The organism is Caulobacter sp. 10L414 (assembly GCF_056395525.1).
The window spans coordinates 1-669 of the sequence record NZ_JBFTJR010000135.1; the positions used below are offsets into that span (position 1 = coordinate 1).

Here is a 669-nt window from a genome sequence, read left to right on the forward strand (position 1 = left end):
GGCGCGCGGCGGCCAGATCACCGGGCCGCGCGCGGCGACGGCGTAGCCGGCCGGCAGGACCGGCGCGCCGGTGCGCTCGATGTCGACCGTGGCCGGGGCCGCGCCGTCCTCGGTCAGGCGGCCGCTCCAGGCGCCGTCGGGGCCGACGCTGAGCGCCAGGGTCGAGCCGACGCCGGGCCGGGCCATGAACCGCACGGCCGCGCCGCCGTCATAGGTGCGTTCGATGCTGTCGATCAGGCCAGTAGAGCCCACCGCGCCGGGCCGGCGCAGGTCGCGCCAGGCGCCCTCGACGGGGCCGTAGCCGCCCGCCGGGTCGGCGATCTGCAGCGAATAGAGCGCCACGCCGCCCACGCCGCGCAGCACCCAGCCGCCGTCGAGCGGACCCTGCAGGCCCTGGGCGGCGGCGATCGAGCCCTTCACCCGCAACTCGTAGGCCTGCTCGACGCTCATCGGCGCGCCGGGCGCCGCCGGGGTCGAGGTCTCGGGCGCGGGGATCGGCAGGATGGTCGGCTTGTGGCGGGGCGCCGGCACCGCGGCCGGGGCCTCGTCTTCCTCGTCGGTGGTCTGCGGGCCGCTGGCGGCGATCAGGTCGGCCAGGGGATCGGCCGGGGCCGGCGGCGCGGCGACCTGCGGAACTTCGGCGGCGGGCGCGGGCTGGCCGCCCGCCGG

1 pseudogene is annotated in these 669 nt (G+C 79.5%); it reads right to left on the reverse strand.

What is annotated here, in order from left to right:
- A pseudogene (locus tag AC1DCG_RS25080) lies at positions 1–669 on the reverse strand (hypothetical protein); the annotation flags it as partial.